The organism is Levilactobacillus sp. (assembly GCF_022646225.1).
In the GTDB taxonomy this organism is placed as follows: domain Bacteria; phylum Bacillota; class Bacilli; order Lactobacillales; family Lactobacillaceae; genus Levilactobacillus; species Levilactobacillus suantsaiihabitans.
In genome coordinates this window covers 291,110-316,488 of sequence record NZ_JALCJA010000001.1, presented here as the reverse complement: position 1 = coordinate 316,488, position 25,379 = coordinate 291,110, and the positions used below count along the sequence as shown (strand labels likewise).

Below are 25,379 nucleotides of genomic sequence, written 5' to 3'. Positions count from 1 at the left end.
TACAGCGGATATGAGATGTGTTTTTCCATTTAAAGCGTCGACCGCTTTTGGGCGCGACCCGTTGCCTCAGCGTTGCTAACCTGTATCTGACGAGCGGGTAGGCGACTAGTCCCTGTTATGAAGCACGGGTCAGCGGCTGGATGATGATAATCGTGCTAACTGATTTCTTTTAATAAAGTCAATTAAAAAGGTGATTTTCTACCGGCTGCTGGGGCCAGTCAGAAAATCACCTTTCGTTATTCGGGGTGTTAGTCGGCCAGGGGATGCGGGATCAAGTCATAATCCACGCTCTCCATGATCAACGTGGCCGTTTCTTCAATCGACTTGTTCGACACGTCGATGACCAGACAGCCAATCTTTTTGTAAAGTTTTTGCGCGTAGTCCAGTTCCTCCGTGATCTTTTGCGTATCGGAGTATGCACTGTTGGCGGGCAAGCCGTAAGAGATCATCCGCTCTTGGCGAATCTTGCGGAGAATATCTGGCTTGTTAGTCAGGCCAAAGATACGCTTGGGGTCGACCTGCCACAGCTCGTCGGGCAACTGAGTCTTGGGCGACAGCGGCAGGTTGGCAACGCGTAAGTTGCGGTTGGCGAGGAACAAGGACAACGGGGTCTTAGACGTCCGTGAGACGCCCAAAATCACGATGTCGGCTTTCAACAGGCCAGCCGGGTCTTTGCCATCATCGTAGGTCACGGCGAACTCCATGGCGGCAATACGGTCGAAATAGGTGTCGTTGAGGTTGTGGACCAGACCAGGTACGCCTTCAGGGTCCAACCCAGTCGCCTGATGCATGACGTTCATGGCCGGTTGAATACAATCAAACTGATATAATAAATTTTTTGCGGCAAATTCACGCACGCGTTGACTTAATTTGGGACTGACCAGCGTGTGAAAAATCATGGCGCGTTGCTTCTTAGCCAGGTTTAAAATGCCGTCTAAAATCGAGTCGGTTTGAATGAACGGAAACCGCTGATAACTGGCCTGAATCGCGGGATACTGGGAAACCGCCGTCTGCGCAACGGTGAGGGCGGTTTCACCAGATGAATCGGAAATCACGAAAATTGTCATTTGCTGCATGGGCGAGCAACTCCTCTGATGTTTTCTTCTAGTGTACCCCGAGTGCTAAAACGGTTCAAATTTATTTGCTTGTGTTATTGACGCGGTTTGGGTGATTATGTATAATAGTTAAGAACCGTTACGCCGGTGGAGAGATTCCAACCGACGTTATTACTTGTGCTCGGAGGGAGGGAATTTTATATGGCAAAGACAGTCGTTCGCAAAAACGAGTCTTTTGACGACGCTCTTCGGCGCTTCAAACGTACGGTTTCCCGTAGCGGTACTTTACAAGAATACCGTAAGCGTGAATTTTACGAAAAACCAAGTGTGAAGAAAAAGTTAAAATCAGAAGCTGCGCGTAAGCGTAAAGCCAAGAAGAAGCGTTACTAAACCTCTTTTTGCATTTAACTCAAAGACCTCAGGACAAGTTATTGTTCTGGGGTCTTTGTTTGTGCAAAAAGAGTGGGCCAAAGGATGATCAGCCTTAATGCTCGCCGGCTGCCCTTTGGTCCACGTTTCGGCTATTTAAAGACGATGGCACAAGGGCCTAGGAAAACCTCCCAGGTTCCTTTTACACCGACTTCAAATACCGGTCAATTGGTTTTGACGTCATTATTTTAAGATTCGGGTTCGTTAGTTAATACGACTTTCCCAATCATTCGGTTGGCTTCGACCAGCTCATGGGCGGCGCGCAGATTGGCGGCGTTGATGGGCGTGAAGGTTTTGGTCAAAGTGGTGACCAGCTTACCGGCATCGACCAGCTGAGCGACCTGCGTCAAGATGTCGTGTTGGCTGATCATGTCCGGTGTGCCGAAGTAAGACTTGGTGTACATCCATTCCCAGGAAAAGGTGGCCCGTTTTTGTTTCAACGCGCGCAGGTCGATGGGAGTATCGCTACCGGTGATGGAAACGATATGGCCGCTGGGTTTGATCAGTGAGACGATTTCCGGCCAATGCTGGTTGAGGTTGCTCAATTCCAAGATGTAGTCCACCGTGGGGTAGCCCAATGCTTGGACCTGGGGCACTAAGTCTTGTCGGTGGTTCACGACCATGTCGGCACCGTGGGCTTGCGTCCAGGCAACCGTTTCGGGACGAGAGGCCGTGGCGATGACCGTCAGTCCTGCCAGGTGCGCCAGCTGTGTGGCCATGGAGCCCACCCCGCCGGCCCCGTTGATGATCAAGACGGACTTGCCGGCGTTGGCCTTGGGTGTCGTGAGACTCAAAGGTAACTGTTCAAAGAGTGCTTCCCAGGCGGTTAGTGAAGTTAGTGGCATGGCCGCAGCCTGGGCCGGATTCAAGGATTTGGGTGCTGGGCCCACAATGCGTTCGTCGACCAGGTGGTATTCACTGTCCGTACCCGGTCGTTTGAAGGACCCGGCATACCAGACGCGGTCCCCGGGGTGAAACAGACTGACCGCGTCACCCACGGCGTCCACGATACCATAGGCGTCAAAGCCGATCACCTTGGGCCGGGGCAACTTGGTCGTGGTGCCGCGCCGCACCGCCGTGTCGACGGGATTCACCGAGGTCGCCACGACCTTGACCAAAATATCGTGGCCCGTGGGGGTTGGTTTGGGTTCGAAAAATTCCAAAAAACTGTGTTCATCTGTAATCGGTAGGTTTTGGGTAAATCCAATCGCCCGCATGTCTTTCATAAGCAACGTCCTTTCTGTGTTAAGCCCAGATTACCGCAAATCACGGCAGAAACCAATTCAGACGCCTCTGGAGAAGCCGTCTGATAATGGCACACGAGTGCATCCGCCTTACCGTTGCGCTGGCGGAAACCAGTGCCTGCGGCTGCCAGGGATTCTGCCTGCTATGGGGACCGCCTGCAGCCCAGGAGTGGGCTTCCGGCTCGCTTTGAAGCCTGGCATAACCCGCCAGTCTCCAAAGTCGTCCCACGCACTAACCTGGCAAACAACGCCAGGTAACTGCGTCGACACAGCTGGCGCCATCCCTGGCCTCCTCCGGCAGATTGTCCGTTGTGTCAACTAAGGTGACGGACCGCCAGCAGTTCGCACAGTTAGGTGGTAAACCCCGCTACCGTAGCCGAGAGTGGAGCGAAAGTTGTGCTCAGCCGTTGGAGTTCCCTTAGTGGCGTTCTGGGCCGCTTAGGGAACTGGCGTCTTTGAGACGTGAACTGTCGGCTCAAAGCGAGGGCGAGACCGCCCTTTGGCTCGACCGGTCCGCCCACCGCGTTCCAGCACAACTTTCGCGCAACGGTAAGGCGGACCAGCACGGAAAGCGTTGATTACCACCAGTGATTTTTTCGGCCGGAATACCTGACGCTGGCGGCAATCAGGTGTAAACTGGATAGTAACCATATTTTTAGGAGGAAATGACATGAGTTTAGAAACCCAACTCAACACTGATTTAAAGACGGCCATGAAGGCCCACGACAAGCTTTCCTTGAACGTGATTCGGATGATGAAGGCAGCTTTGACCAACGAAAAGGTTAAGCAGGGCCATGATTTAACGGCTGATGAAGAGCTGACGGTCGTTTCCCGTGAGTTAAAGCAACGCAAGGAATCTTTGGCAGAATTTGCCAAGGGCAACCGCGATGATTTGGTCGAAGGCGTCAAGGCCGAAATCGCCATCGTGGAAAAGTATGCACCGAAGCAATTGAGCGAAGACGAGATTGCTAAGATCGTCGCCGACAGTATCGCCAAGGTGTCCGCCAGTGGCATGAGCGACTTCGGTAAGGTCATGGGTGTGGTCATGCCGCAAGTGAAGGGCAAGGCCGACGGGGCTATCGTCAATCAGACGGTCAAGGCCCAATTAAATAAGTAACGCTTTAAAGAGCCCGCCATTGTGTCCGGGCTCTTTGTGTCTGGTCAGCTGAGTCAAAAACTTAGCCAATTCTCATCCACCAGACTTTTCACGCTGAATCCTTTTACAATCCCCGGCGGTATGCTAAAATTTGAGTATTAGAGGTCTAAGCGGCGTCGGCGGTCGGTTAACGGATTAACTGGCCCTCGACTGGCGTTTCACGGGGCTCGCCACAGTAACGCAGCTCGTGTGACCTAAAAATTTAAAATAAAGGAGCCACCGTATTTGACTGAGAACGCAACGATTGAAAAAGAATATATCTTGGAACGCCCCGAGGACGAAGTGGGTCTGTTGGGGACCCAGGATCAATTTGTCACGATCCTGGAAGAGGGGCAAAACGTTGTGATCAAGCCCTTCGGCAATTCAATCAAAGTCTCCGGTGCGGCTGAAGCCGTGAACCAAACGCTGGCTATTTTACGCAACATGAGTGACCTGTTGGCTAAGGGCATCAAGTTAAACAGCGCTGACGTCATCAGTGCGATGAAGATGGCCAACCGCGGCACGCTCACGTACTTCAAGGATTTCTACACCGAAAAATTAATCAACGACGCCAAGGGCCGTCCGGTGCGGGTCAAGAACTTTGGCCAGCGCCAATACGTTGACGCCGTTAAGCACAACGACATTACCTTTGGGATTGGCCCAGCCGGAACCGGGAAGACTTACTTAGCCGTCGTCATGGCCGTGGCCGCCCTCAAGCACGGCGACGTCGAAAAGCTGATCATCACGCGGCCCGCCGTGGAAGCCGGCGAAAGTCTGGGGTTCTTGCCCGGGGACTTGAAAGAAAAGGTCGACCCATACTTGCGGCCCATCTATGATGCCTTGTACGCCATTTTAGGGGCGGAACATACCACCCGGTTAATGGACCGCGGGGTCATTGAAATCGCGCCGTTGGCCTACATGCGAGGGCGGACGTTGGAGTCAGCCTTCGTCATCTTGGATGAAGCGCAAAATACGACCAACATGCAGATGAAGATGTTTTTGACGCGGCTGGGCTTTGGCTCAAAGATGATCGTCAACGGGGATATTTCCCAAATCGACCTGCCTAACAACGCCAAGTCGGGGTTGATTCAGGCCCAACACATCTTGCAAAATGTGCCGCACATCAGCTTTGTCACCTTTAGCGCGGAAGACGTGGTCCGGCATCCCGTTGTCGCCCGCATCATTAACGCTTACGAAGCCAACGATACTAAACCAAATGGAGCTAAGAAATAATGGACTTAGAGATTTACGATAAAACCAAAGATGGCGTTCCCGCCAAGCACGTTGACATGATCAAGGACGTCTTGGAATACGCCGGTAAATACCTGAAGCTAGCCGAGAACACGGAAATGTCCGTGACCCTAATGAACAACGAAGACATCCACCGCATCAACAAGCAATATCGCGGTGTGGATCGGGCCACCGACGTCATCAGCTTTGCCATCGAAGACGACGAAGATGCCGATGAGGACTTCCCACTGGTGATGGATGAAGAAATGGCCGCCGAGATTCCCGAAAACATCGGGGACATCTTTGTGTCCATGGATAAGGTCGCCGAACAAGCCGAATACCTGGGCCATTCCTACGAACGGGAGCTGGGCTTCCTCGTGGTCCACGGCTTCTTACACCTGAATGGCTACGACCACATGGAGCCGGCAGACGAAAAGGTCATGTTCAAGCTCCAGGCCGACATTTTAGATGCCTATGGCCTCAAACGGTAAGCAACCGCAACAGACCGGTAAGAATCGGGCCTTTAGTCAGTCGCTGGGCCACGCGTGGGATGGTCTGCGAGCGCTCTTTCACTACGAGCGCAACTTTCGTAAGCACTTGGCCGTTGGGAGTCTGGCGGTCATTGCCGGCCTGATTCTACGGCTGACGCTCAACGAATGGTTGTGGCTGGTCTTGGCCATCTTTTTGGTGTTGATCGCCGAGACCTTAAATACCATCGTCGAAGCCGTGGTTGATTTAGTCGTGGGCCAACACTACCATGACCTGGCCAAGCGTGCCAAAGATGTGGCCGCTGGTGGGGTCTTGATGGCCGCGATTTTTGCCGTCATTGTTGGCGCGTTAGTGATGTTACCGGCGCTTATGCGTTGGTTCTAGGAGAGTGGGCCAAAAGGCGATTAGCTGGCGAGCATTAAGGCTGCTAACCAAATGATCCGGGGCTTGGACTGTTTGGTTAGCAGTTTTAAGCGGAACCGGCTGCCTTTTGGCGCACGTTTCAGCTATGTAAAGGTGACGCGAACGAACCTGGGAGGTTTTGCCCCAGGCTTTCTAGGAGGAAAAAATGGATAATCCAAATTATAAATCAGGGTTCGTGGCCATCGTCGGCCGCCCCAACGTGGGGAAATCGACCTTTTTAAATCGCGTGATTGGCCAAAAGATCGCCATCATGTCCAACACGGCCCAAACGACTCGTAACAAGATTCAGGGGATCTACACGACCGATGAAGCACAAATTGTCTTCATTGATACGCCGGGGGTCCACAAACCCAAGAGCAAGTTGGGCGACTACATGGTCCAGTCGGCCATGTCAGCACTAAACGAAGTCGATGCCGTCTTGTTCATGGTCAACGCCGCTGAAAAGCGCGGGGCTGGCGACAACTTTATCATCGACCGCTTGAAGGGCATCAAGGCGCCGGTCTACCTGTTGATCAATAAGATCGACCAGGTTAAGCCCGACGACCTCTTGCCCGTGATGGAGCAGTACCAAACGGCCTTGCCGTGGAAAGCCGTCTACCCGATTTCTGCGCTCGAAGGGAACAATGTCGATGAGTTGTTGACGGGGTTGGTCGACGAGATGGCGCATGGGCCGCAGTACTATCCCGAAGACCAGGTCACCGATCACCCTGAACGCTTCGTGGTCAGTGAATTGATCCGCGAAAAGATCTTCATGTTGACGCGCGAAGAGGTTCCACATTCTGTGGCCGTAGAAATCGAAAGCATGAAGCAAAAGGACGAAGACCACGTCCACATCGAGGCCACCATTATCGTGGAACGGCCGACGCAAAAGGGTATCATGATTGGCAAGGGCGGTAGCATGCTCAAGAAGATTGGGACCCTGGCACGCCAAGATATTGAACACCTGCTCGGTAGCAAGGTCTATCTGCAGCTGTGGGTCAAGGTACAACCGAACTGGCGCGACAAGGCCAGCCTATTGAAGTCCTACGGTTACCGCAAGGACGATTTATAAAAATGAAAGTGGGGGATGAGTCGTGGCACGAAACGTAACGGATTTTCACGGCATCCTCCTTTTTCGGCGGGATTATGCAGAACGCGACTTTCTGATCAAGTTTTTGACCGCTGAGTTTGGCAAGAAGATGTTTCTGGTCCGCGGCGCCAAGAAAAAGGGCTTCAAGATGGTGGCGGACATCTTACCGTTCACGGTCGGCAGTTACGTCGGTGATATTGCTGACGACGGCTTGTCGTACATCCGCACGGCCAGGGAGACCAGTCAGTTTCAAAACATCAGTGAAGACATCTTCAAGAACGCCTACGCGACCTACATCATGAGTCTAGTCGACCAAGCCTTTCCGGATAGTCAGCCGTTGCCTGAGTGGTATCACCGCGTCAAGCGCGCATTGACGCTGATCGACGAGGGCGTCAACGCGGCCATCGTGACCAACATCATGGAGATCCAGCTGATGCCGGCCTTCGGGGTCGCGCCACAGCTGCAGGGCTGTGCCATTTGTGGGCGCACCGACTTGCCCTTTGACTACTCGGAAAGCTATGGGGGCTTGTTGTGCCAGCAGCACTGGCAAATGGACCCACGGCGTTTACACCTGGCGCAACGCACGATCTACTACCTGCGCCAGTTCTCGGTGTTAGACCTCGACCGCCTGCATTCGATCAACGTCAAGCCCCAAACGGAGCACGCCTTGCGCCAGTTGATGGATGAAATCTACGATAGCCAAATCGGGGTCCACCCCAAGGCTAAGCGTTTCTTGGACCAGATGCAGTCCTGGTCGGCCCGGATGACGATGCCGCCGGGGGAGTCGGGGCCTAAGTCGCAAGCTTAATTGAATGAAAGTATGAAAGGACGATGGCGAGGGCTGTCGTTCTTTTATTTATGATTAAGATGGGCCCAATTATAATAAAATTGATATCCACGTAAATTAGCGGTAAATCATGTACAGGGTATGTAAAGGTAGTTGTCAACAATCCCACTTTTTTGCTAAATTAGTTGTAAATGAAATCAGGGGTTAATAATGACAGGCTTGGATTTTGATAATATTTTACAACCGGCTTACGATTTTGAGCAGCTGGGAGCGTTGGTGACAGTCTCAGCACCTCCTGGAAGCGGTAAGACCTTTGGCGTGTTGACTTATTTGTGTCGGCGAATAGTTGAGGAGCCTTCTTTTCGGGCCTATTTTGTAGCTACCAAGAAGATTAATCTGCATCCCAATGAATTCAGAAAGATGTTAGTTGATCAATATGAACTGAGGAACGGGGCGTTTGGGTCAAAATTCGAGCGAGAGCGCTACATTTATCAAACGATGGCCGTTCTCCGCTCGCTCGAGGAGAGTGTGGGGGCCGTCTTACAGGGTCAGACGGATATTCCGCCGGTATTTAAGTCGGGAAAACTGACCAGGGCCTTGGAACAATTGACAATTTACCACCAACGACATCATCAGCAACCGGAACAAATGATGGAGGATAGCCAAATTAAGGATTATCAAAATTTACTACAAGCCTACACGGCATTCAAGCAGTTGCTTATTCGGGCCGTTGCCGACGAATTAAAGTTAGACCTGCCGTTGTCACGTCAGGGTCAGACTCAGTTTTGTCAGTACGTGGCTCGCGATGATACGCCCGCTGCGCACTATCTGAACCGCTATTTCCCGGAGATTAATTTACAACGGCATCAGTTAGTATTACTTACTTGGTCTAAGTTCACTAGGAGTCATCCGGCTTTCTTTGGAACTTCAGCGATCAACCTCGCCAGTACGGATTCTCTTGGAAATGCGATGATCGTTTTGGACGAGATTGATGAAATGAAGGGAATTCTCGTGAATCAGATTATCGAGGAGTCCTTGAAAATGCCGCTTGATTGTTTAGCCTTTTTTCGAGAACTTTATTCGGCCATGAATCATCCACAGAAAAATCGTTCTAAGCAAATCATGACCATTTTGCGTCACAATCAGCAATTTAGTCAGTTAAAGAAACAGACCAATAAGCTGGAAAAAGCGTATAAGCTGACGATGGACTATAAGACGGTCGATGCCTTGGCACAAACCAATTTTATCTTCAACGTATCCAGTTTAACCGTCTCCAGTAGTCATGCGTGGTGGAGCCAAGACGATTCAGATAATAAACGTGTTATCTTAACTAAAGTGCGTCCCGAGGAAAGTAAAAACTTGCATTTTTATGGGATGATTGGGAAGTTTCATCACCTCTTGAAAAACCTGATTCGTCTGATGAATGCGTGGGGCGGTTCATATCAAGATGAGGTGAACAGTCATCGGGCTGACTTGGATAATCAGTTACGTTTGGAGGATGCCGTTCGCACTATTGGGGATGCGTTGTGGCTGTCCCAGGAAACCCAGAAAACAGTCGATCGACTCACCCAACAACCCGAGGTGAAACAGGCAAATCTCGTTCCTACAAGGTTTTCGGATCGTTGCGGACAACATCTGCAAAAACGCGGGCTCCAGCTCACTTCTTTGACGGATAGCGATGCTCATCTTAATCGGACACAAATCGAAGTCGTAAATGTTCAAACCACTCCTGAAAAATTCTTATTAAAACTAGTCAAGCGCAGGATTGTGGTGGGACTATCAGCAACGGTGAATGTGGAAACAGTGTTGAACAACTTCGATTTTAATTTTTTACGTGAGCAATTGGGAGAGCGATTGATCGATGGCATGAAAAATCTGCCCAAAAAGACACTAAGTGAGTTTGATGTTAGCCGACGCTACCGAGAAAAAGAGGGCAAGGTTTGGGTCTTGGAAGTGACGACTCAATCGGCGATTTGTGAGAGTGGAACCTGTTTGCGGCAACTTATCCAGCAACGGGTGCCTGACCTTCGGCTGCCTAAAGATCGGCAAAGCACGCTTAAAGAACTGGAACAGGATGTTAAGCAAACGATGCAAAAGGTTCACCAGCAGTTTCAAGATAGTCAAAGTCCAGATTATTATGTGTTCATTCAAAAGCGATACTTAGACTTATTTGATAGTTTCATTTACTTTTTAGGCCATCCGCAAATTCCGACTTTTTTGGGATTACAGAGCATTCTGCCGAAGCGAGAAGAAGATTATCAGTCTTTACAGATGAATGGCCAATTTATCGAGAATGTCTGGCGGGGATTGAGCCAAGTCTTGTGTTCAGCGGAGACCATCCAGCCACGCCTTTGCATGATTGCCAAAAAATTATCGCCTAATCAAGATACCATTGAAACGCAAGTTGCCGCAGCACTAAAGTTGCCAGCGGAAGAGGCAACTCGAGTGTACTTGCTCAGTGCGTATGCCACGCTAGGTGTGGGGCAAAATTTGCATTATCTGATTGGTGAGTTGGAGCGAGGACGAACGTTAGCTATTGCGCCGAAATCTGCTCGGGCCTCTGATCAGCGGTTTAAGATGGTTGATATCGGTGGGGTCTACTTAGGTCAGGTGACCAACATTTTCACGCAAATACCAGCAGTGGCTACCCAGCAAAACCGATTACAATGGATCAAGGGATTTTACGAATTACTGGGATTGGTTGATAACAGTGAAATTAGTTTAGCGGAAGTGGATCGTTATGCGCGCTTCCAGGGTCAGGGAATACCAGTTCGGCAGTTTCGACAAACGCTTAGTTACGTGGGTGCTCACACTCGAATAATTTTACAAGCGGTTGGTCGCTTGGATCGCGCCTTTAACAAATTGCCGGAGACGACCGTAATGTTAGGAACAGAGGTCGCGGATTACTTTAATGTGACGATGCTTGCGGATTATCAGTTGGGACCAGTTGCTCAGGCAATTCGGGACTATCAGCGTCAGAAAAAGTACATTATTTTAACGCCGGATAAAGTTCAAGGCATCCACTGGCAAGAGCGAACTTGTGAAACGCAACGAGCTGTTAACGAAATGGTGAAGTATTTACAAAAAGAGGAAGAAGCTGGCTGGCGGTACCGTCGATATCGGGAAACACTCATCAAGTATCCCACGATGACAACTCGTCAGTACAATATGTGGCAAACCAAACCGGAATTTGCCTATCTTCAGCGAAACGATACCGCCTACCGCGTGCAGCGCGAAGGCGAAGTCTTTGGTTTTAAGCAAGATCATTCTGGAAATATGGAAGTTTCGGCTGAACGGGCAGATTTACCAATTATTGGCCGTAATCCTAGCTTGTGCCGGTTGTTTAATGAAAATCAGTGGCCATTAAGTTGGCAAGCTGCTGACTACGTGATGAATCCGGCTCAATTCGACAGCTATTTGGGAATTCTGGGTGAAAAGTGCGGTCAATACTTAATTGAAAAATTCTGGTCGGTGCGCCTACAGCCTTTAACACTTCCGAACTATGAACTTTTTGATTTTCAGACGAAGGAGCACGTTTTGATTGATTTTAAGCATTGGCGACAGCCCCACCGTCGGGATGTCGGAGATGAACGCCGGCATGTAAAGTCTAAGCTAACTGAAATTCAGCAGCGAGACCCCAATAAAAATTGGCGGGTGTTGATTGTTAATTTATTGGAACCAGCAGGAACACGACAGTTTCATTCACAGAAATTAAAGGATGATCGTATTATGGAGGTGCCTTTCTTATTGAATCGAAAGGGCGAATTTGCGGTGACCATGGCCGATCAAAGAGAGATAGGAGACTTCTTAAATGGCTGATGTAAGCAATTTGGCTTTGACCAATTACCTGGAATATGAATTTGATGAGGTCGGGTTTGACCAGCGCTTCGAACTCGCTTTGATTGAGACGGGTCACCCGGACGAACTGCCCAACTGGTTTGAGAAAAGTGGTGTCACGGCGATTAAGACGTTGGGCAAGCGCCCAATCGATTCAGCACCATCAACGTACAGTTATTTAGTGTTGGTGGACAAGCAGTCAACAGCGTCCATTAAAAGTCATGTGATTAAACAAACGCGAATGACGCTATCGCAGGCTTGTTCGTCGGGTTTTGATTCGGATGTGGTGCTCATGTTACTGATTAAAAGGTCGTGGCAGGGGCGAAGAGACGAGCACGCAAAGCTAGTCAATCGAGCAGCAACGAGTGATCTTTACTTGGTATTTGAGCCGGAAAAGTCACAGAAGTTGCGCACGGCTATTCAGGTTGAGATTAAACAGCATATTCTGCAACTCAAGACCCGGACCTTTAGGATCAGTTCTAATGACCGAGGATTTGTGGTTAGCGATGGTTGTTTCAAATACACAAAGTCTAAGACCCAGCCCGTTTTTCAAAAACGCGGCTTGAATGGTCAAAAGAACGTGGTCCGCTTTTTATCGGTTCAAGAATTAGCACAATTCGAAAAGACGAGAGTGGGTATTATTGATCAGATTATTGCAACGGTGAACGATCAGTATGAAACATGCTTAAAGCAATTGCTCCAGCTCCGAGCATTTCCGGTGACAGATTATCAACGGCCGAAACTTTCGACGACTGAGCCCATTGTGACGACCTTACTTGCCGAAAAACGACTGCACTTTTTGGCAAGCCCTGCACAGCCGGCGGTCTTTGCCTTCATGAAGGATCTAGCTGATGGGGCACAGAAAAGCGATATACTACAGGCCCACAATGTGACCATTACCGTGGGAACCGAACCGATACGAGGATTGAATCTTCAAGTAGTCAAAGACTTGAATGACCCAGATTACCTTTGCAGCGATGGTCAGCATATCATTCAGCATCTAACCTTAGCTAATTTTGCTGACGTTAATACAACCACCGGTGACTATCATTGGCGGATTAAAGCCGACGATTTGCTGAAGGATAAGAAATTCCACATGACGCTGGCACAATTGATGATTAAGCGGGAGGTGATCACGCGTCAGCTACGATTGCCAACACCGGAAAAAATAACTGCCGCAGCCCGGTTTCGGTATATTGTGATCAACAAGGCCAGTTCCACTACACAAACGCTCATTCAGGCGACACGTTTGACGGTTACGCCAATGGGACAATTATCATTTGAATCGACAACATTTGCAGCGGACGCAAGGGGGGTAACTGGTTCCGAGTTAAGCAGATTAGCCTGGCAAATCTGGCAGGCTGCAGGAAGTCGGACCAGTCAATTGTTGGGTGCGCTTCAGAGTACCACGCAAGTTTTTCTAATCTATAACACCGAGTTGACGACGCTTCCTGATGGCAATCACTTGAGAAAAGAGTTACTCGCTGCCGATGGTAATAATCGAATCTACCAAAATGATCTCATTGAGGCGGCTAAGGGCATGACATTGACTAATGCCAAACAAGCACAGGACCACGGGCGATTGATGGCGGAACTATCTCGATTGAATCAGTCCACGTTGAAGGTGAAGGAAGTTAATCTGCAACTAACGCTCGGTCGGCGGTTAAAAGTTATCCAGGCGTTGAACGATCTGCTGCATGAGCGGAATGGTATTTGGCTCTATTCTCCGGTTCGGCAGAGAAGATTTGCCAAATATTGGATTGGCACCTATGGGATGGGTTTGCTCGAGATTAGGGGGCAATCTTATTATTTTGTGGGGAATCATCAATTGGTTAAGGATCAGCTGGCCAAGGCGATTCCGCTGAAATGCATTGAGGTGTTGGATAGCCGACAACCGCAAGAAGATATCCGACACATGTTTCAAACCTATGAATCTTTGCTACAAGTCTTCTTCGTTCGTCTCAATCAGTACACGGTGATTCCATTTCCCTTCAAGTACATCCGTGAGTATCACGATTTACTCAAGCACCAGGAAAAGGGAAAAGCCGTTTCAAAATTTGGTTAAAGGCCGGCGTAATTGCGCAAATCCCATTGACAACCCCGCTCCAGACAGCTATCATAAAACACAGTTAAATAAGTCGATTATGATGAATGAGAGTCACGGCGTCATTGGTTAAGCGAATTCGGGAGAGTGCAAGCCGGATCCAAGCCGCCGTGAGTTGGCACATTCGGAGTCGTTTCCAAGTAAGCTGCTAGTCATTGACTAGAAGTAGGGTGGAACCGCGAAAATAAAACTTCGTCCCTACGTGAATTTGCCTCGGTGAATTCTCGTAGGGCTTTTTTTGCGCGCTTATTTGTTTAATCGGTCGATCAGTTCGTCTCTTGACCACTGGCAACCATACAAGGAGGAAACAGCACCCATGACAGAAAAACTGTCCATGCAAGCAATCATTTTGAAGTTACAACAGTACTGGTCCGCACAGGGCTGCATGCTGATGCAAGCTTACGATACGGAAAAAGGGGCCGGGACCATGAGTCCTTACACCTTCTTACGGGCGATCGGGCCAGAACCTTGGAACGCCGCTTACGTTGAACCTTCCCGCCGACCAGCCGATGGTCGTTACGGGGAAAACCCGAACCGGTTGTACCAACACCACCAGTTCCAAGTGATCATGAAGCCGTCTCCCGATAACATTCAGGAACTTTACCTGAACAGTTTGAAGGAACTGGGCATCAACCCCTTAGAACATGATATTCGGTTCGTGGAAGACAACTGGGAAAACCCATCCATGGGTTGTGCCGGTGTTGGTTGGGAAGTTTGGTTGGACGGGATGGAAATCACCCAGTTCACGTACTTCCAAGTCGTGGGGGGGATGGAAGTTGATCCCGTCACCTCTGAAGTGACCTATGGGTTGGAACGGTTGGCCTCTTACGTGCAAGACGTCAACTCCGTCTTTGATTTGGAATGGGCCGATGGCGTCAAGTACGGCGACATTTTCAAGGAACCCGAATACGAACATTCCAAGTACAGCTTTGAAGAAAGCGACCAGGACATGTTACTGCGGCACTTTGACGAATACGAAGCCGAAGCCAAGAAGCAAATCGCTAACGGGCTGGTCCACCCGGCTTACGACTACATCTTGAAGTGCAGCCACACCTTTAACCTGTTGGATGCACGCGGGGCTGTGTCCGTTACGGAACGGGCCGGTTACCTGTCACGGATCCGGAACATGGCACGCGCCGTGGCTCGGGCATTCGTTGCTGAACGGAAGAAGCGTGGATTCCCGTTGGTTAAAGACGAAGCCTTACGGGCAAAATTATTAGCAGACGACGAGGAGGCCAACAACTAATGGCACACATATTTTTACTGGAAATTGGACTAGAAGAAATGCCAGCCCACGTGGTAACGCCAGCCATCAAACAACTGGTCAAGCGGACGGCTGACTATTTGAAGGAACAACGCATCGCTTACGACGACATCAAGCCGTTTTCGACGCCGCGGCGGTTGGCCATCCAAATCGATGGGTTAGCCGACAAGCAAGAAGACATCAGCGAATCCGTCAAGGGTCCCGCCAAAAAGATCGCGCAAGACGCCGATGGTAACTGGACCAAGGCCGCTATCGGGTTTACCCGCGGTCAAGGCCTGACGCCAGACGACATTACTTTTAAGGAAATCAAGGGTACGGAATACGTCTACGTCGACAAGTTTATTGCCGGCGAACCCGTGGCCGAAGTCCTGGCTGGCTTGAAGGATATCATCACCGCCATGACTTTCCCAACCATGATGAAGTGGAGCACCCATCATTTCGAATACATCCGGCCCATCCGTTGGTTAGTGGCCCTGTTGGATGCCGACGTGATTCCCTTTAGCATTTTGGACGTCACGACCGGTCGCAACACGCGCGGTCACCGGTTCTTAGGCACGGACATCGACATTGCGACGGCTGCCGACTACGAAGCCGACCTGACCACCCAATTTGTCATCGCCGACGCCGACAAGCGCAAGGCCTTGATCAAGAAGCAAATCGAAAAGATCGCTAGCGACCATGACTGGACGGTCACCATCGATGCCGGCTTGTTGGAAGAAGTCAACAACTTGGTTGAATGGCCAACCGCCTTTGAGGGAAGCTTTGACAAGAAGTACCTGACCATCCCCGAAGAAGTCCTGATCACCTCGATGCGTGACCACCAACGCTTCTTCTACGCCCGTGATGCAAAAGGCAAGCTGTTGCCTAACTTCATCTCCGTGCGTAACGGGACCGACCACGACTTACAAAACGTGGTTGCCGGTAACGAAAAGGTCTTGACGGCGCGGCTAGAAGACGCCATGTTCTTCTACACGGAAGACCAAAAGAAGACCATTGCCGATTACGTCGAGCGGCTCAAGTCCGTTAGCTTCCACGACAAGATCAGTACCATGGCCGAAAAGATGGCCCGGGTTACGGCTATTGTCGGTGTCTTGGCTAAGCACTTCAATTTAAACGATGCGCAAACCAAGGCGGTCGTTCGTGCCAGTGAGATCTACAAGTTTGACCTGGTCACCGGTATGGTCGGCGAATTCGCTGAATTACAAGGGGTCATGGGTGAGAAATATGCCTTACTGCAAGGCGAAGATCCAGCCGTTGCCCAAGCCATTCGCGAACACTACGAACCGATCTCGGCCGATGGCGCGCTGCCAACGTCCGTGCCCGGTGCCGTCTTGGCTCTGGCCGACAAGTTTGACAGCATCATGACCTTCTTCGCTGCGGGGATGATTCCTAGCGGTTCCAACGACCCTTACGCTTTGCGGCGTCAGGCCACTGGGATCGTGCGTATCGCCCAAGACCAACAGTGGTCCTTACCGGTCGCTGAATTGGCCAGCGACTTCATCACGGCTGAAGACACGGCACACGTGGCCCCACAACTGGACCAAGCTAGCCAAATCGACGCCATGGTGTCCTTCATCAAGGATCGGATTCGCAAGATCTTGCGTTCAGCCAAGCAACGCCATGACATCATCGATGCCGTGACGGCTGGCTCCAGCAGCGACGTCTTACAGATCTTCACGGCCGCTCAGCTCTTGGCTGACCACGCCGATGACGCCAACTTCAAAGACGTGATCGAATCCTTGACGCGGGTGATTCGCTTGGCCCAAAAGGCACCGGCCGAATTAGCCACTGCCACGGTCAACTCCGATCTGTTTGAAAATGACAGTGAAGGGGCCTTACACCAAGGCGTTGCTGAAGTGGCAGCGGCCGCTGAGAAGGGCTTGGCTGACCTGTACGCCAGCCTGGTAGCCATCCAACCTACGATTGCGGCTTACTTTGAAGCCACGATGGTCATGGCCAAGGATGATGCCATCCGCAACAACCGCTTGACGGAACTCAGTCATTTGGCCACCTTAGCGTTGACCTTAGGCGACTTGGATCAATTGATCGTCAAATAGAGAGCTGAACCGGCTGCCGTTGGGCACACGTTTCAGCTAGGTAAAGGTGAAAGAAACGCGCCTGAAAGGTTTTGCCTCAGGCACGATTAGATTAGAAGGGTCCCGTGGTTTTGGCCGCGGGGCCCTTCTTGCATATGTGTCTTTAGCCGTCTACTATTCGCCGAATAGGGGTTGGCCCACCGGGACGGACGGGTCGCCAAAGGGCGGTCTCGACACCTCGCTTTGAGCCGCAACCCACGTCTCAAAGTGGCCTCATGGCCGAAATGTGCGCCGACAGGCAACTGGTTCCGCTTAACGGTGCTAGGCAAATAATTCAAGACCGGGATTAATTGCCTAGCACCGTTAATGCTCGCCAGTTAACCGCCTGTGGTCACACTCTTTTTCAGCGAGCCGAAAAGATTGACAAAAATTGCCCTTATGCTATCATATAACTTGTAGTTTTACGCGCGAATTCCAATTAAAGAGTCGCACTTTTCGGGTTTCCGGGGTGCGACTTTTCAAGGCTATGGCGCATGGATCCACGGTAAGGGAGTGATGGTGTGGCAAAGATACCCGAGGACGTGATTGAAACCGTTCGGACGGCAACGAACATCGCCGACGTGGTTGGGCAGTACGTCCAACTCAAGAAGTCCGGTAAGAATTTGTTTGGTCTATGCCCCTTTCATGAGGAACGGACACCGTCATTTTCGGTTTCAGAAGATAAGCAGATTTTTCATTGCTTCAGCTGCGGTCGCGGGGGCAACGTCTTCAAGTTCTTGATGGAACTGGAACACGTCAGCTTCCCAGAGGCAGTGGTCAAGGTCGCGGACTTTAGTCACGTGGACCTTGACAGCGAGTACCGGCAAGATGCCAGCGGGCCCAAGATGGACTCGAAGACCAGTCAGCTCATTGATCTGCAGGAACAGGCGGCCAAACTTTACCACCACGTGTTAGTCAACACGCAGGTCGGTCAACCAGCGCTGGATTATCTGCACGATCGGGGGCTAACGGACGAGACCATCGAGACGTACCAGCTGGGATTTGCGCCCGGCCAGCGGCTCTTAAAGCCGTTCTTTGAACAACGCAACAGCGACTACCAGCTCTTACGGCAGTCAGGATTGTTCATTGAAAATGCGCAAGGGGAGCTACGGGATCGGTTCACCGAACGGGTCATGTTTCCCCTGCGCAATGCCAGCGGTCACGTCGCGGCGTTTTCCGGGCGGCTGATCAAGAAGGCCGACGACCAGCCCAAGTATTTAAACAGTCCAGAAACGGCCTTGTTCAACAAGAGCCGCCTGCTGTTTAACTTTGATCTGGCCCGACCGGCGATTCGCCAGGCTGGGGAAGTCACCTTGTTTGAAGGATACATGGATGTCATCTCGGCGACCCAAGCGGGTGTGCACAACGGGATTGCGTCCATGGGGACCAGCCTGACCACGGAACAGATCTACGCCATCGAACGGACGACAGATAAGCTCAATGTCTGTTATGATGGAGATGAACCTGGGCAACGGGCCATTTCGCGAGCGTTGACGTTATTGGGGCAGCACAGCCACCTGACGCTCAGCGTGATTCAGTTGCCGGAGGGCCAAGACCCCGATGAATATCGGCGCGCCCACGGTGACGAAGCCTTTCGCCAAATGTTAACCACCGCCAAGGAGCCGCCGTTACAGTTCAATCTGCGGTTCTTGCGGCGCAACAAGGCGTTGGACACCGACAGTGAACAACTGGCGTACGTCAATCAGGTCATGCCACTGCTGGCTCAGGTGCAAGAGCCCGTGGAACTGGACATGTATTTGAACCAGTTGGCTAACGAGTTTCACATCGACAAGGCGGCCTTGCAGGCACAGTTGAAACAAACGCAACGCGATACCGCCGCGCAGCAGGAACGCGCTCGGCCCCGGCAGGCAGTGAACCAAACGCCACCGGAAACGGCCGTCACGGTCCATCAACAAAATCGGCCACTGACGCGCTTAGAGCGGGCGGAACGCGGCTTGTTGATCCGTTTACTGCACGACCGCAACGTGTGGGCCAAAGTCACCAGTATTGAAGGGTTCAGCTTTGTCCACGACGATTATCAAGTGATTTATACCTTGGCCCAAGGTTATTTCCAAACGCATCAAACCTACCGTACTGCTCAGTTTACGGACTTCATTAAAGAAGACCGGCTGCAGCAGATCGTCATCGATTTAGAGACGGCAACTTACGCGGCGGTCACCCCGCGTGAGATCGATGACTATTTAGCAATCATTATGGACGAGGCGCCGATCGACGAACAACTTCGTCAGAAGAAAAATCAACTGGCGGAGGCGTCGCGCCTCGGTAATGCCGAGCAACAACGGCAATTAGTCATTGAGATTGTTCAGCTGGAGCAACAACGCCAGGCGAACAAGCAACTTTAGTCTAGGGGGTATTTTAATGGCAAAAAAGACCACGGATCAACCAATGTTTGACCAAAAGGCATACAACAAGACGGTGCGGGCTTTGATCAAGAACACCAAGAAGGCCGGTCACATCACGTACGATGAACTGACTGATAAGGTGGCCACGCCTTACACGCTGGATGCTAAGCAAATGGATAAGTTACTTGAAACGATTTCCGATGCCGGAATCAGCGTGGTTGATGCTAAGGGTGAGCCAGATGCACGGGCCGTTAAAGCACAAAAGGCCGTTTCCAAGAAGGAATTGAAGGAAGCCTCCACGACCACTGGGGTCAAGATCAACGACCCCGTACGGATGTATTTGAAAGAAATTGGCCGGGTCAACCTGTTAACGGCAGACGAAGAAGTCGCCTTAGCCTTGCGGATTGAAAACGGCGAAGAAGAAGCCAAGCAGGAATTGGCCGAAGCCAACTTGCGGTTGGTGGTATCCATCGCCAAGCGTTACGTGGGCCGGGGCATGCAGTTCTTGGATCTGATCCAAGAAGGGAACATGGGCTTGATGAAGGCCGTCGAAAAGTTCGACTACCGTAAAGGGTTCAAGTTCTCCACGTACGCCACTTGGTGGATTCGTCAGGCCATTACGCGGGCCATCGCCGACCAAGCACGGACGATTCGGATTCCTGTCCACATGGTCGAAACCATCAACAAGTTGATTCGAATTCAACGGCAATTACTCCAAGACTTAGGGCGGGAACCAACGCCTGAAGAAATTGGGGCCGAAATGGACATGCCAACGGAAAAGGTACGCGAGATCTTAAAGATTGCTCAAGAACCAGTTTCTTTGGAAACGCCTATCGGTGAAGAGGACGATTCACACTTGGGTGACTTCATTGAAGACCAAGACGCCACGAGTCCTGCTGACCACGCCGCTTACGAACTCTTAAAGGAACAGTTGGAAAGTGTCTTGGACACGCTGACTGACCGGGAAGAAAACGTGTTGCGGTTACGGTTCGGGTTGGACGACGGCCGGACGCGGACTTTGGAAGAAGTCGGCAAGGTCTTCGGGGTTACCCGGGAACGGATTCGGCAAATCGAAGCCAAGGCGCTGCGGAAGTTACGCCACCCATCACGGAGCAAGCAACTGAAAGACTTTTTAGAATAATCCTGAATTAGGGATCCCCGCCATGACTGGCAGTTGTCAGTCGTAGCGGGGATTTTTTTGTGTCAGGCCAAAATCTTCATTTTTAAGCGCGAGTCGCTGCTTACCGGGAAGGATACCAAATGGGGTCACCACTACCTAGCGCCGACCAGTTGACCAGCCCCCCAAAATCCCAGCAATTAGGCCAAACTAATACTGAGATGACGCTGATCGAATCGGTTCAAAAACCAGTGTTACCAACGCTTAGCGACTGTAGCTAATGTGAAATCGTTTACATAAAAAATTAATCAGCCCAGACGTGATTTATTGAGTCAAAAGCCTTGAAAAAATGATTAAAGGGGATATAATGTATCTCGTTTAAGAATTTCTGAAGGCATCGCGAATTTGTGAAAAGGAGGTCCATTGTGAAAGCCAAACCAAGTTTGGAACAGGCCCTGTGTATCGTCGCGTTACTGGGTATCCAGGACCGCAAGATTCCGCTACATAGCCATTTGGTTGCTGAGCGCTTAGGTATTTCCACCAGTTATTTGAAAAAAATCATGCAGAAGCTAGCGGGGGCCGACATTGTCAAGACGGTGTCCGGTCGGGATGGCGGGGTCGTGTTGACTCGTGACCCACACCAGATCACCCTGCTAGATGTGTTTGATGCCATTGAGGGAGCTACGTCATTCGTGAAGAATACGGGGCTGGTCAAGAAGGTCTTTGACTTTGACCAGAAACAAACCTTCATGCAGATGTATGGCCTGGCCAATCTCAAGGACCAGCAGCCGGTCGCCAACGTCTTGGCCGTCTTTGCGGACGCCGAGCAGCGTTACCGCCAGCAGCTGGCCACGTTAAATATCGGGGACATTTTGCCCACAACGGCGGATCAACCGTTGTTGCTGGATTGGACCAAATGGTTGACCCAGCACCCGGCCGCAGAATAGAAGTTAAGTTTAAGTAGAGAAGAAATTATTTAGGAGGTTTTCCCGTGCGTTGGATGAATAAACATTACATCTGGAACGTCATCGGCTGGCTGCTGATCGTGATTTTGGCCGTCGTGACGATTCCCAACATGAGTAAGCTGGTAGCTGACAAGGGGCAGATCACGGTGCCCAGCAACTACCAAAGTACACGAGCTACGAACATGCAAAAGCAGTGGGGCCGTTCCCAACGCGGCACGACTGCCGTGGTCGTGGTCTTTAACAATGGGGATGCTGCGCTGACCAATGCGCAAAACACCCAGATCGACCGGACGATTCAACGGATCAAGAATCATCAGAGTCAGTATCAGATTCGGTCAATGACCGCGGCGAGTGACAGTGCCACGGCCGCTTCACAGTTAGTTTCTAAGGACAAGAGCACCCAGCTGCTTCAGCTGAACGTGCACAAGTCCTCCAGTCATTCGGTCACCAAGATTCGTGACCAGATTACCAAGCTGGCCAAGACTAGCGGGGTCAAAACCTACGTTACCGGCGCGGACGTCTTGAACCAAGACTTCTCCGATGCCACTCAGGCCGGGGTGCAGAAGACGGAAATCATTGCTGCCATCTTCATCTTCCTGGTGCTCTGGTTAGTCTTCCGGTCACCAATTACACCGTTATTCTCACTGTTAACGGTGGCGGTGTCCGTGATCACCTCGATTTCCGTAGTGGCCAACTTGGTCGATCGGTTCAACTTCCCGTTTTCAAACTTTACGCAAGTCTTCATCGTGATCGTGCTGTTTGGGATTGGGACCGACTACAACATCCTGCTGTATAACGAGTTCCGTGAGCGCCTCGCTAGTGGCAAGGACCGCTACACGGCCACCAAGGAAGCCATCAAGATCGGTGGCCGGACCGTGCTGTATTCCGGACTATCCGTTTTGATTGGGATGAGTGTCTTAGGCTTCGCCAACTTCTCACTGTACAAGTCAGCGGTCGGCATTGCCGTCGGGGTCGTGGTCTTGTTGGCCGTGCTCCTGACATTGAACCCCTTTTTCATGGCTATCTGTGGTCGTCACATGTTCTGGCCCATCAAGAAGTTCCAGGGTGAAGGCGACAGTCGCCTGTGGCACGGCATGGCCAAGCACGCCATGATCCGGCCCATCATCACGCTCATCGTGACCGGGATCGTGTTCATCCCGCTGGCGTTGACCTCACACGGGACCTTAGACTACGATAACTTGGTCGAAATCGGTGATAACGTGCCGGCCAAGCAAGGGTTCAAGATCGTGCAAAATCACTTCTCCAAGGGGACCGCGGAGCCAACCACGATCTACCTGCAGAGTAATCATAAATTAGATAATGAAAAATCCCTACTGTTGATCGACCGGTTGACCAAGCAACTTCAAGCCTCGACCGGCGTCAAGACCGTGGCGTCCGTCACCCAACCCGGGGGCAAGGCCATCAAGAAGCTCTACGTCAGAAACCAAATGAGTTCCGTGACGACTGGTTTGGTCAAGGCCCAAAAAGGGGTCAACAAGGTCAATAAGGGCTTGAAGTCCGCCAACAGTCAATTGAGTAAGCAAGACGTCTCTGGCGCGGTCAAAGATGCCAACAAATTGGCCAGTGGGGCCAAGCAAGTCAGCGAGGGTACATCGCAGCTCCAGTCGGCCATTTCCCAGGTATCGACCGGGGTCAACTCCTTAAATAACCAAGTGTCTTCGGCTTCCGGTGGTCAACAAGCGGCCCAATTGGCCCAGTTGGAAACGGCGCTGCCACAATTGAACGCGGCCATCCAACAGTTGAACAGCCAAGTCTCCGCTAGTTCCACCAGTACCGGTGGCGTGACGAGTTCACTATCGACCATCGGCACCAAGACCCAAGACATTGCCACCCAGCTCCAAAATATCAAGAGTTCACTAGGGAATTTGCCAAGCGTGAGTGCCAGTTCCGTGGCCGCAGCCTTCAGTGCCCAAGGGGTGCCGTTGTCCAGCGCGCAAAAGCAAGTCTTAGCCGGCGTCTTGCAAAAGCAGACCGCCGCGCAATCGCAATTGAAGTCTAGTCTGAGTAGCGCCTTGACCCAGATCGGAAGCGACGCCAGTGCCATTGGTTCCGCCGACCAAGGGGTGGCCAGTCAATTGCAGTCTCTGCAAGGCTCGACCACAACGCTCCAAAACGCCGTTGCCACGCTGGCCCAAAAGGCCAACATCGTCTTGCCGGGTGCCACCACGGCCCTGCAGTCGGCTAGCTCCCAAAGCGCGCAATTAGCCAGCGCGACTAGCCAATTGTCCAGTGCCATGTTCACCATCAACGGCAAGATGCCAACGCTGGTCTCCGGCGCGAGTCAAGTCGCCGCGGGTAATCAGACCATGGCCGAAAAACTCGCTGCGATGAGTAAACAACTGACGGCCCTGCGTAAGGGCTTAGGGTCTGCCACGACCGGATTGACGCAAGTCTCCACCGGGGTCGGTACGGCCAACAGCTATCTCAAGGGCTTACAGAAGTCCGCGGCCGCCGAAACGTTCTACATCCCCAAGAAGTCGATCCAGGGCAGTTCGTTTAAGCAGTCGATGGACACCTACATGTCACCAAACCGCAAGCTGACCAAGTTAACGGTCGTCTTAAACGATGACCCGAGCTCCGCGGCCGCCATGGCACGGTTGCCCAAACTGGAAAAGGTCGTCAACGGCTCGCTACAAGGGACTAGCCTGAGTGGCGCCAAGGTCGCCTTTGGCGGGAACACGTCGCAGACCAACGATATCAACGAAATGGCCTCGAGTGACTTTACCCGGACGGTCATCATCATGTTAGCCGGGATCTTCATTGCCCTCATGGTCGTGACCCGTTCGCTGGTTCAACCGATCGTCATCGAAGGGATCCTGCTGGTCGCTTACTCCGGGGCCTTGACCATCGTCCACTGGTTAGTGGATCCGATCTTAGGGACCGACATGTTGACGTGGAACACACCGTTCTTCACGTTTGTCATGCTGATCTCGCTGGGGGTCGATTACTCGATCTTCTTGATGCGCAAGTACCGGGAATTCCTGCACGAACCGGGCGCTACCAGCGACAAGATGTTGCGGGCAGCCACGGTGATCGGGACGGTCGTCATCTCTGCTGGGGTCATCTTGAGCGGGACATTTGCCGCCTTGATTCCTTCCGGGGTCATGACGCTGATTCAAATCGCGTTAGCCGTGATCATCGGGATCATCTTGCTGATCATCTTGTTACCAATCGTGATGCCAGCCGTCATGAAGATCACGTACCCGTACCCGTATTCCAACATGCGTGAGGCGCCCGTCAATCACGAAGATGACGCGCAACCCACGCGGAAAAATTAACCCAAATAACTGAAACTACTCGTGGCCAATGCCTTTGACTGACGGGTGAGAAAATCAGTTGTGACTGGTTGTCAATGATGCAATTTAGGGATGTGTTTGACTCACTAATGTGGTGGGTAGCACATCCTTTTTTTGTGGACGTCAAAGTGGTGGTAGTGTTGGGCGGTGGGGAGCTAGCGCGCCAGCTCATCTCTAGCGAACGGTCAGGCGGCCAGCCCCAACCGCTGTCGCCAAGTCAACCACCCCGGCGGTGAATTCGCGCTATCCAATTGCCGGCTGGTAGCTTATACTTAAGGATGAAGACAAGAGTGGGCCAAAAGGCGATTAGCCGGTGAGCATTAAGGCTGATAACCGAATAATCCTGGTTTTGGATTGTTTGGTTATCAGGTTTAAGCGGAACCGGCTGCCTTTTGGCGCACGTTTCAGCTATGTAAAAGTGAAGTGAAACGAGCCTGGGATAGTTTTGTCCCAGGCTCTTAGTAGAAAGGAAGATT

Annotated in this window: 17 protein-coding genes; 15 read left to right on the top strand and 2 right to left on the bottom strand. The window is 51.5% G+C overall.

Annotated elements, in window-relative coordinates; translation table 11 throughout:
- Positions 1-248 precede the first annotated feature (248 nt).
- Complete coding sequence (locus LKH74_RS01520; RefSeq protein WP_287707864.1) at positions 249-1,076, bottom strand: pyruvate, water dikinase regulatory protein; 828 nt, start codon at positions 1,074-1,076, stop codon at positions 249-251.
- A gap of 180 nt (positions 1,077-1,256) precedes the next feature.
- On the opposite strand from LKH74_RS01520, the gene rpsU reads away from it, so the two are divergent.
- Entirely contained in the window at positions 1,257-1,445 is a 189-nt protein-coding gene (gene rpsU / locus LKH74_RS01515; RefSeq protein WP_125575857.1) for a 30S ribosomal protein S21, read from the top strand.
- Positions 1,446-1,672: 227 nt separating this feature from the next.
- Here rpsU and LKH74_RS01510 read toward each other — a convergent pair whose 3' ends face one another.
- Complete coding sequence (locus LKH74_RS01510; protein ID WP_287708058.1) at positions 1,673-2,701, bottom strand: zinc-binding alcohol dehydrogenase family protein; 1,029 nt, start codon at positions 2,699-2,701, stop codon at positions 1,673-1,675.
- Between the two features lie 697 nt (positions 2,702-3,398).
- On the opposite strand from LKH74_RS01510, the gene LKH74_RS01505 reads away from it, so the two are divergent.
- From LKH74_RS01505 to LKH74_RS01440, 14 genes are all read left to right on the top strand, one after another.
- Entirely contained in the window at positions 3,399-3,845 is a 447-nt protein-coding gene (locus tag LKH74_RS01505) for a GatB/YqeY domain-containing protein (RefSeq protein WP_135368033.1), read from the top strand.
- Positions 3,846-4,109: 264 nt separating this feature from the next.
- Complete coding sequence (locus LKH74_RS01500) at positions 4,110-5,096, top strand: PhoH family protein (RefSeq protein WP_135368032.1); 987 nt, start codon at positions 4,110-4,112, stop codon at positions 5,094-5,096.
- Entirely contained in the window at positions 5,096-5,584 is a 489-nt protein-coding gene (gene ybeY / locus LKH74_RS01495) for an rRNA maturation RNase YbeY (protein WP_135368031.1), read from the top strand. Before LKH74_RS01500 ends, ybeY begins: the two co-directional genes overlap by 1 nt.
- The gene (locus LKH74_RS01490) at positions 5,562-5,966 is read left to right on the top strand and encodes a diacylglycerol kinase family protein (RefSeq protein WP_135368030.1); all 405 of its coding nucleotides are present in this window, start codon (positions 5,562-5,564) and stop codon (positions 5,964-5,966) included. Before ybeY ends, LKH74_RS01490 begins: the two co-directional genes overlap by 23 nt.
- Before the next feature lie 184 nt (positions 5,967-6,150).
- Positions 6,151-7,056 carry a GTPase Era gene (gene era / locus LKH74_RS01485; protein WP_287707865.1) on the top strand — a complete coding sequence of 302 codons (906 nt, stop codon included), beginning with the start codon at positions 6,151-6,153 and terminating at the stop codon, positions 7,054-7,056.
- A gap of 22 nt (positions 7,057-7,078) precedes the next feature.
- Positions 7,079-7,882: a DNA repair protein RecO gene (gene recO / locus LKH74_RS01480; RefSeq protein WP_287707867.1), complete on the top strand. Its 804-nt coding sequence runs from the start codon at positions 7,079-7,081 to the stop codon at positions 7,880-7,882.
- 189 nt (positions 7,883-8,071) lie between these two features.
- Complete coding sequence (locus tag LKH74_RS01475; RefSeq protein ID WP_287707869.1) at positions 8,072-11,680, top strand: hypothetical protein; 3,609 nt, start codon at positions 8,072-8,074, stop codon at positions 11,678-11,680.
- On the top strand, positions 11,673-13,763 hold the full coding sequence (locus LKH74_RS01470) for a hypothetical protein (RefSeq protein ID WP_287707870.1): 2,091 nt from the start codon (positions 11,673-11,675) through the stop codon (positions 13,761-13,763). The genes LKH74_RS01475 and LKH74_RS01470 overlap by 8 nt, the downstream gene beginning before the upstream one ends.
- Before the next feature lie 355 nt (positions 13,764-14,118).
- A complete protein-coding gene (gene glyQ, locus LKH74_RS01465) occupies positions 14,119-15,048 on the top strand; it encodes a glycine--tRNA ligase subunit alpha (protein WP_135368025.1) in 930 nt (309 codons plus the stop codon).
- A complete protein-coding gene (gene glyS / locus LKH74_RS01460; RefSeq protein ID WP_287707871.1) occupies positions 15,048-17,123 on the top strand; it encodes a glycine--tRNA ligase subunit beta in 2,076 nt (691 codons plus the stop codon). The genes glyQ and glyS overlap by 1 nt, the downstream gene beginning before the upstream one ends.
- A gap of 539 nt (positions 17,124-17,662) precedes the next feature.
- Positions 17,663-19,504, top strand: a complete 1,842-nt coding sequence (gene dnaG / locus LKH74_RS01455) for a DNA primase (protein WP_287707872.1) — start codon at positions 17,663-17,665, stop codon at positions 19,502-19,504.
- 10 nt (positions 19,505-19,514) lie between these two features.
- Positions 19,515-20,645 (top strand): RNA polymerase sigma factor RpoD, encoded by a 1,131-nt coding sequence (gene rpoD / locus LKH74_RS01450; RefSeq protein ID WP_382337137.1) that lies wholly within the window; start codon positions 19,515-19,517, stop codon positions 20,643-20,645.
- Positions 20,646-21,046: 401 nt separating this feature from the next.
- Positions 21,047-21,568: an RrF2 family transcriptional regulator gene (locus tag LKH74_RS01445; protein WP_287707873.1), complete on the top strand. Its 522-nt coding sequence runs from the start codon at positions 21,047-21,049 to the stop codon at positions 21,566-21,568.
- Between the two features lie 53 nt (positions 21,569-21,621).
- Positions 21,622-24,885, top strand: a complete 3,264-nt coding sequence (locus LKH74_RS01440) for an MMPL family transporter (protein ID WP_287708059.1) — start codon at positions 21,622-21,624, stop codon at positions 24,883-24,885.
- Positions 24,886-25,379: the final 494 nt, after the last annotated feature.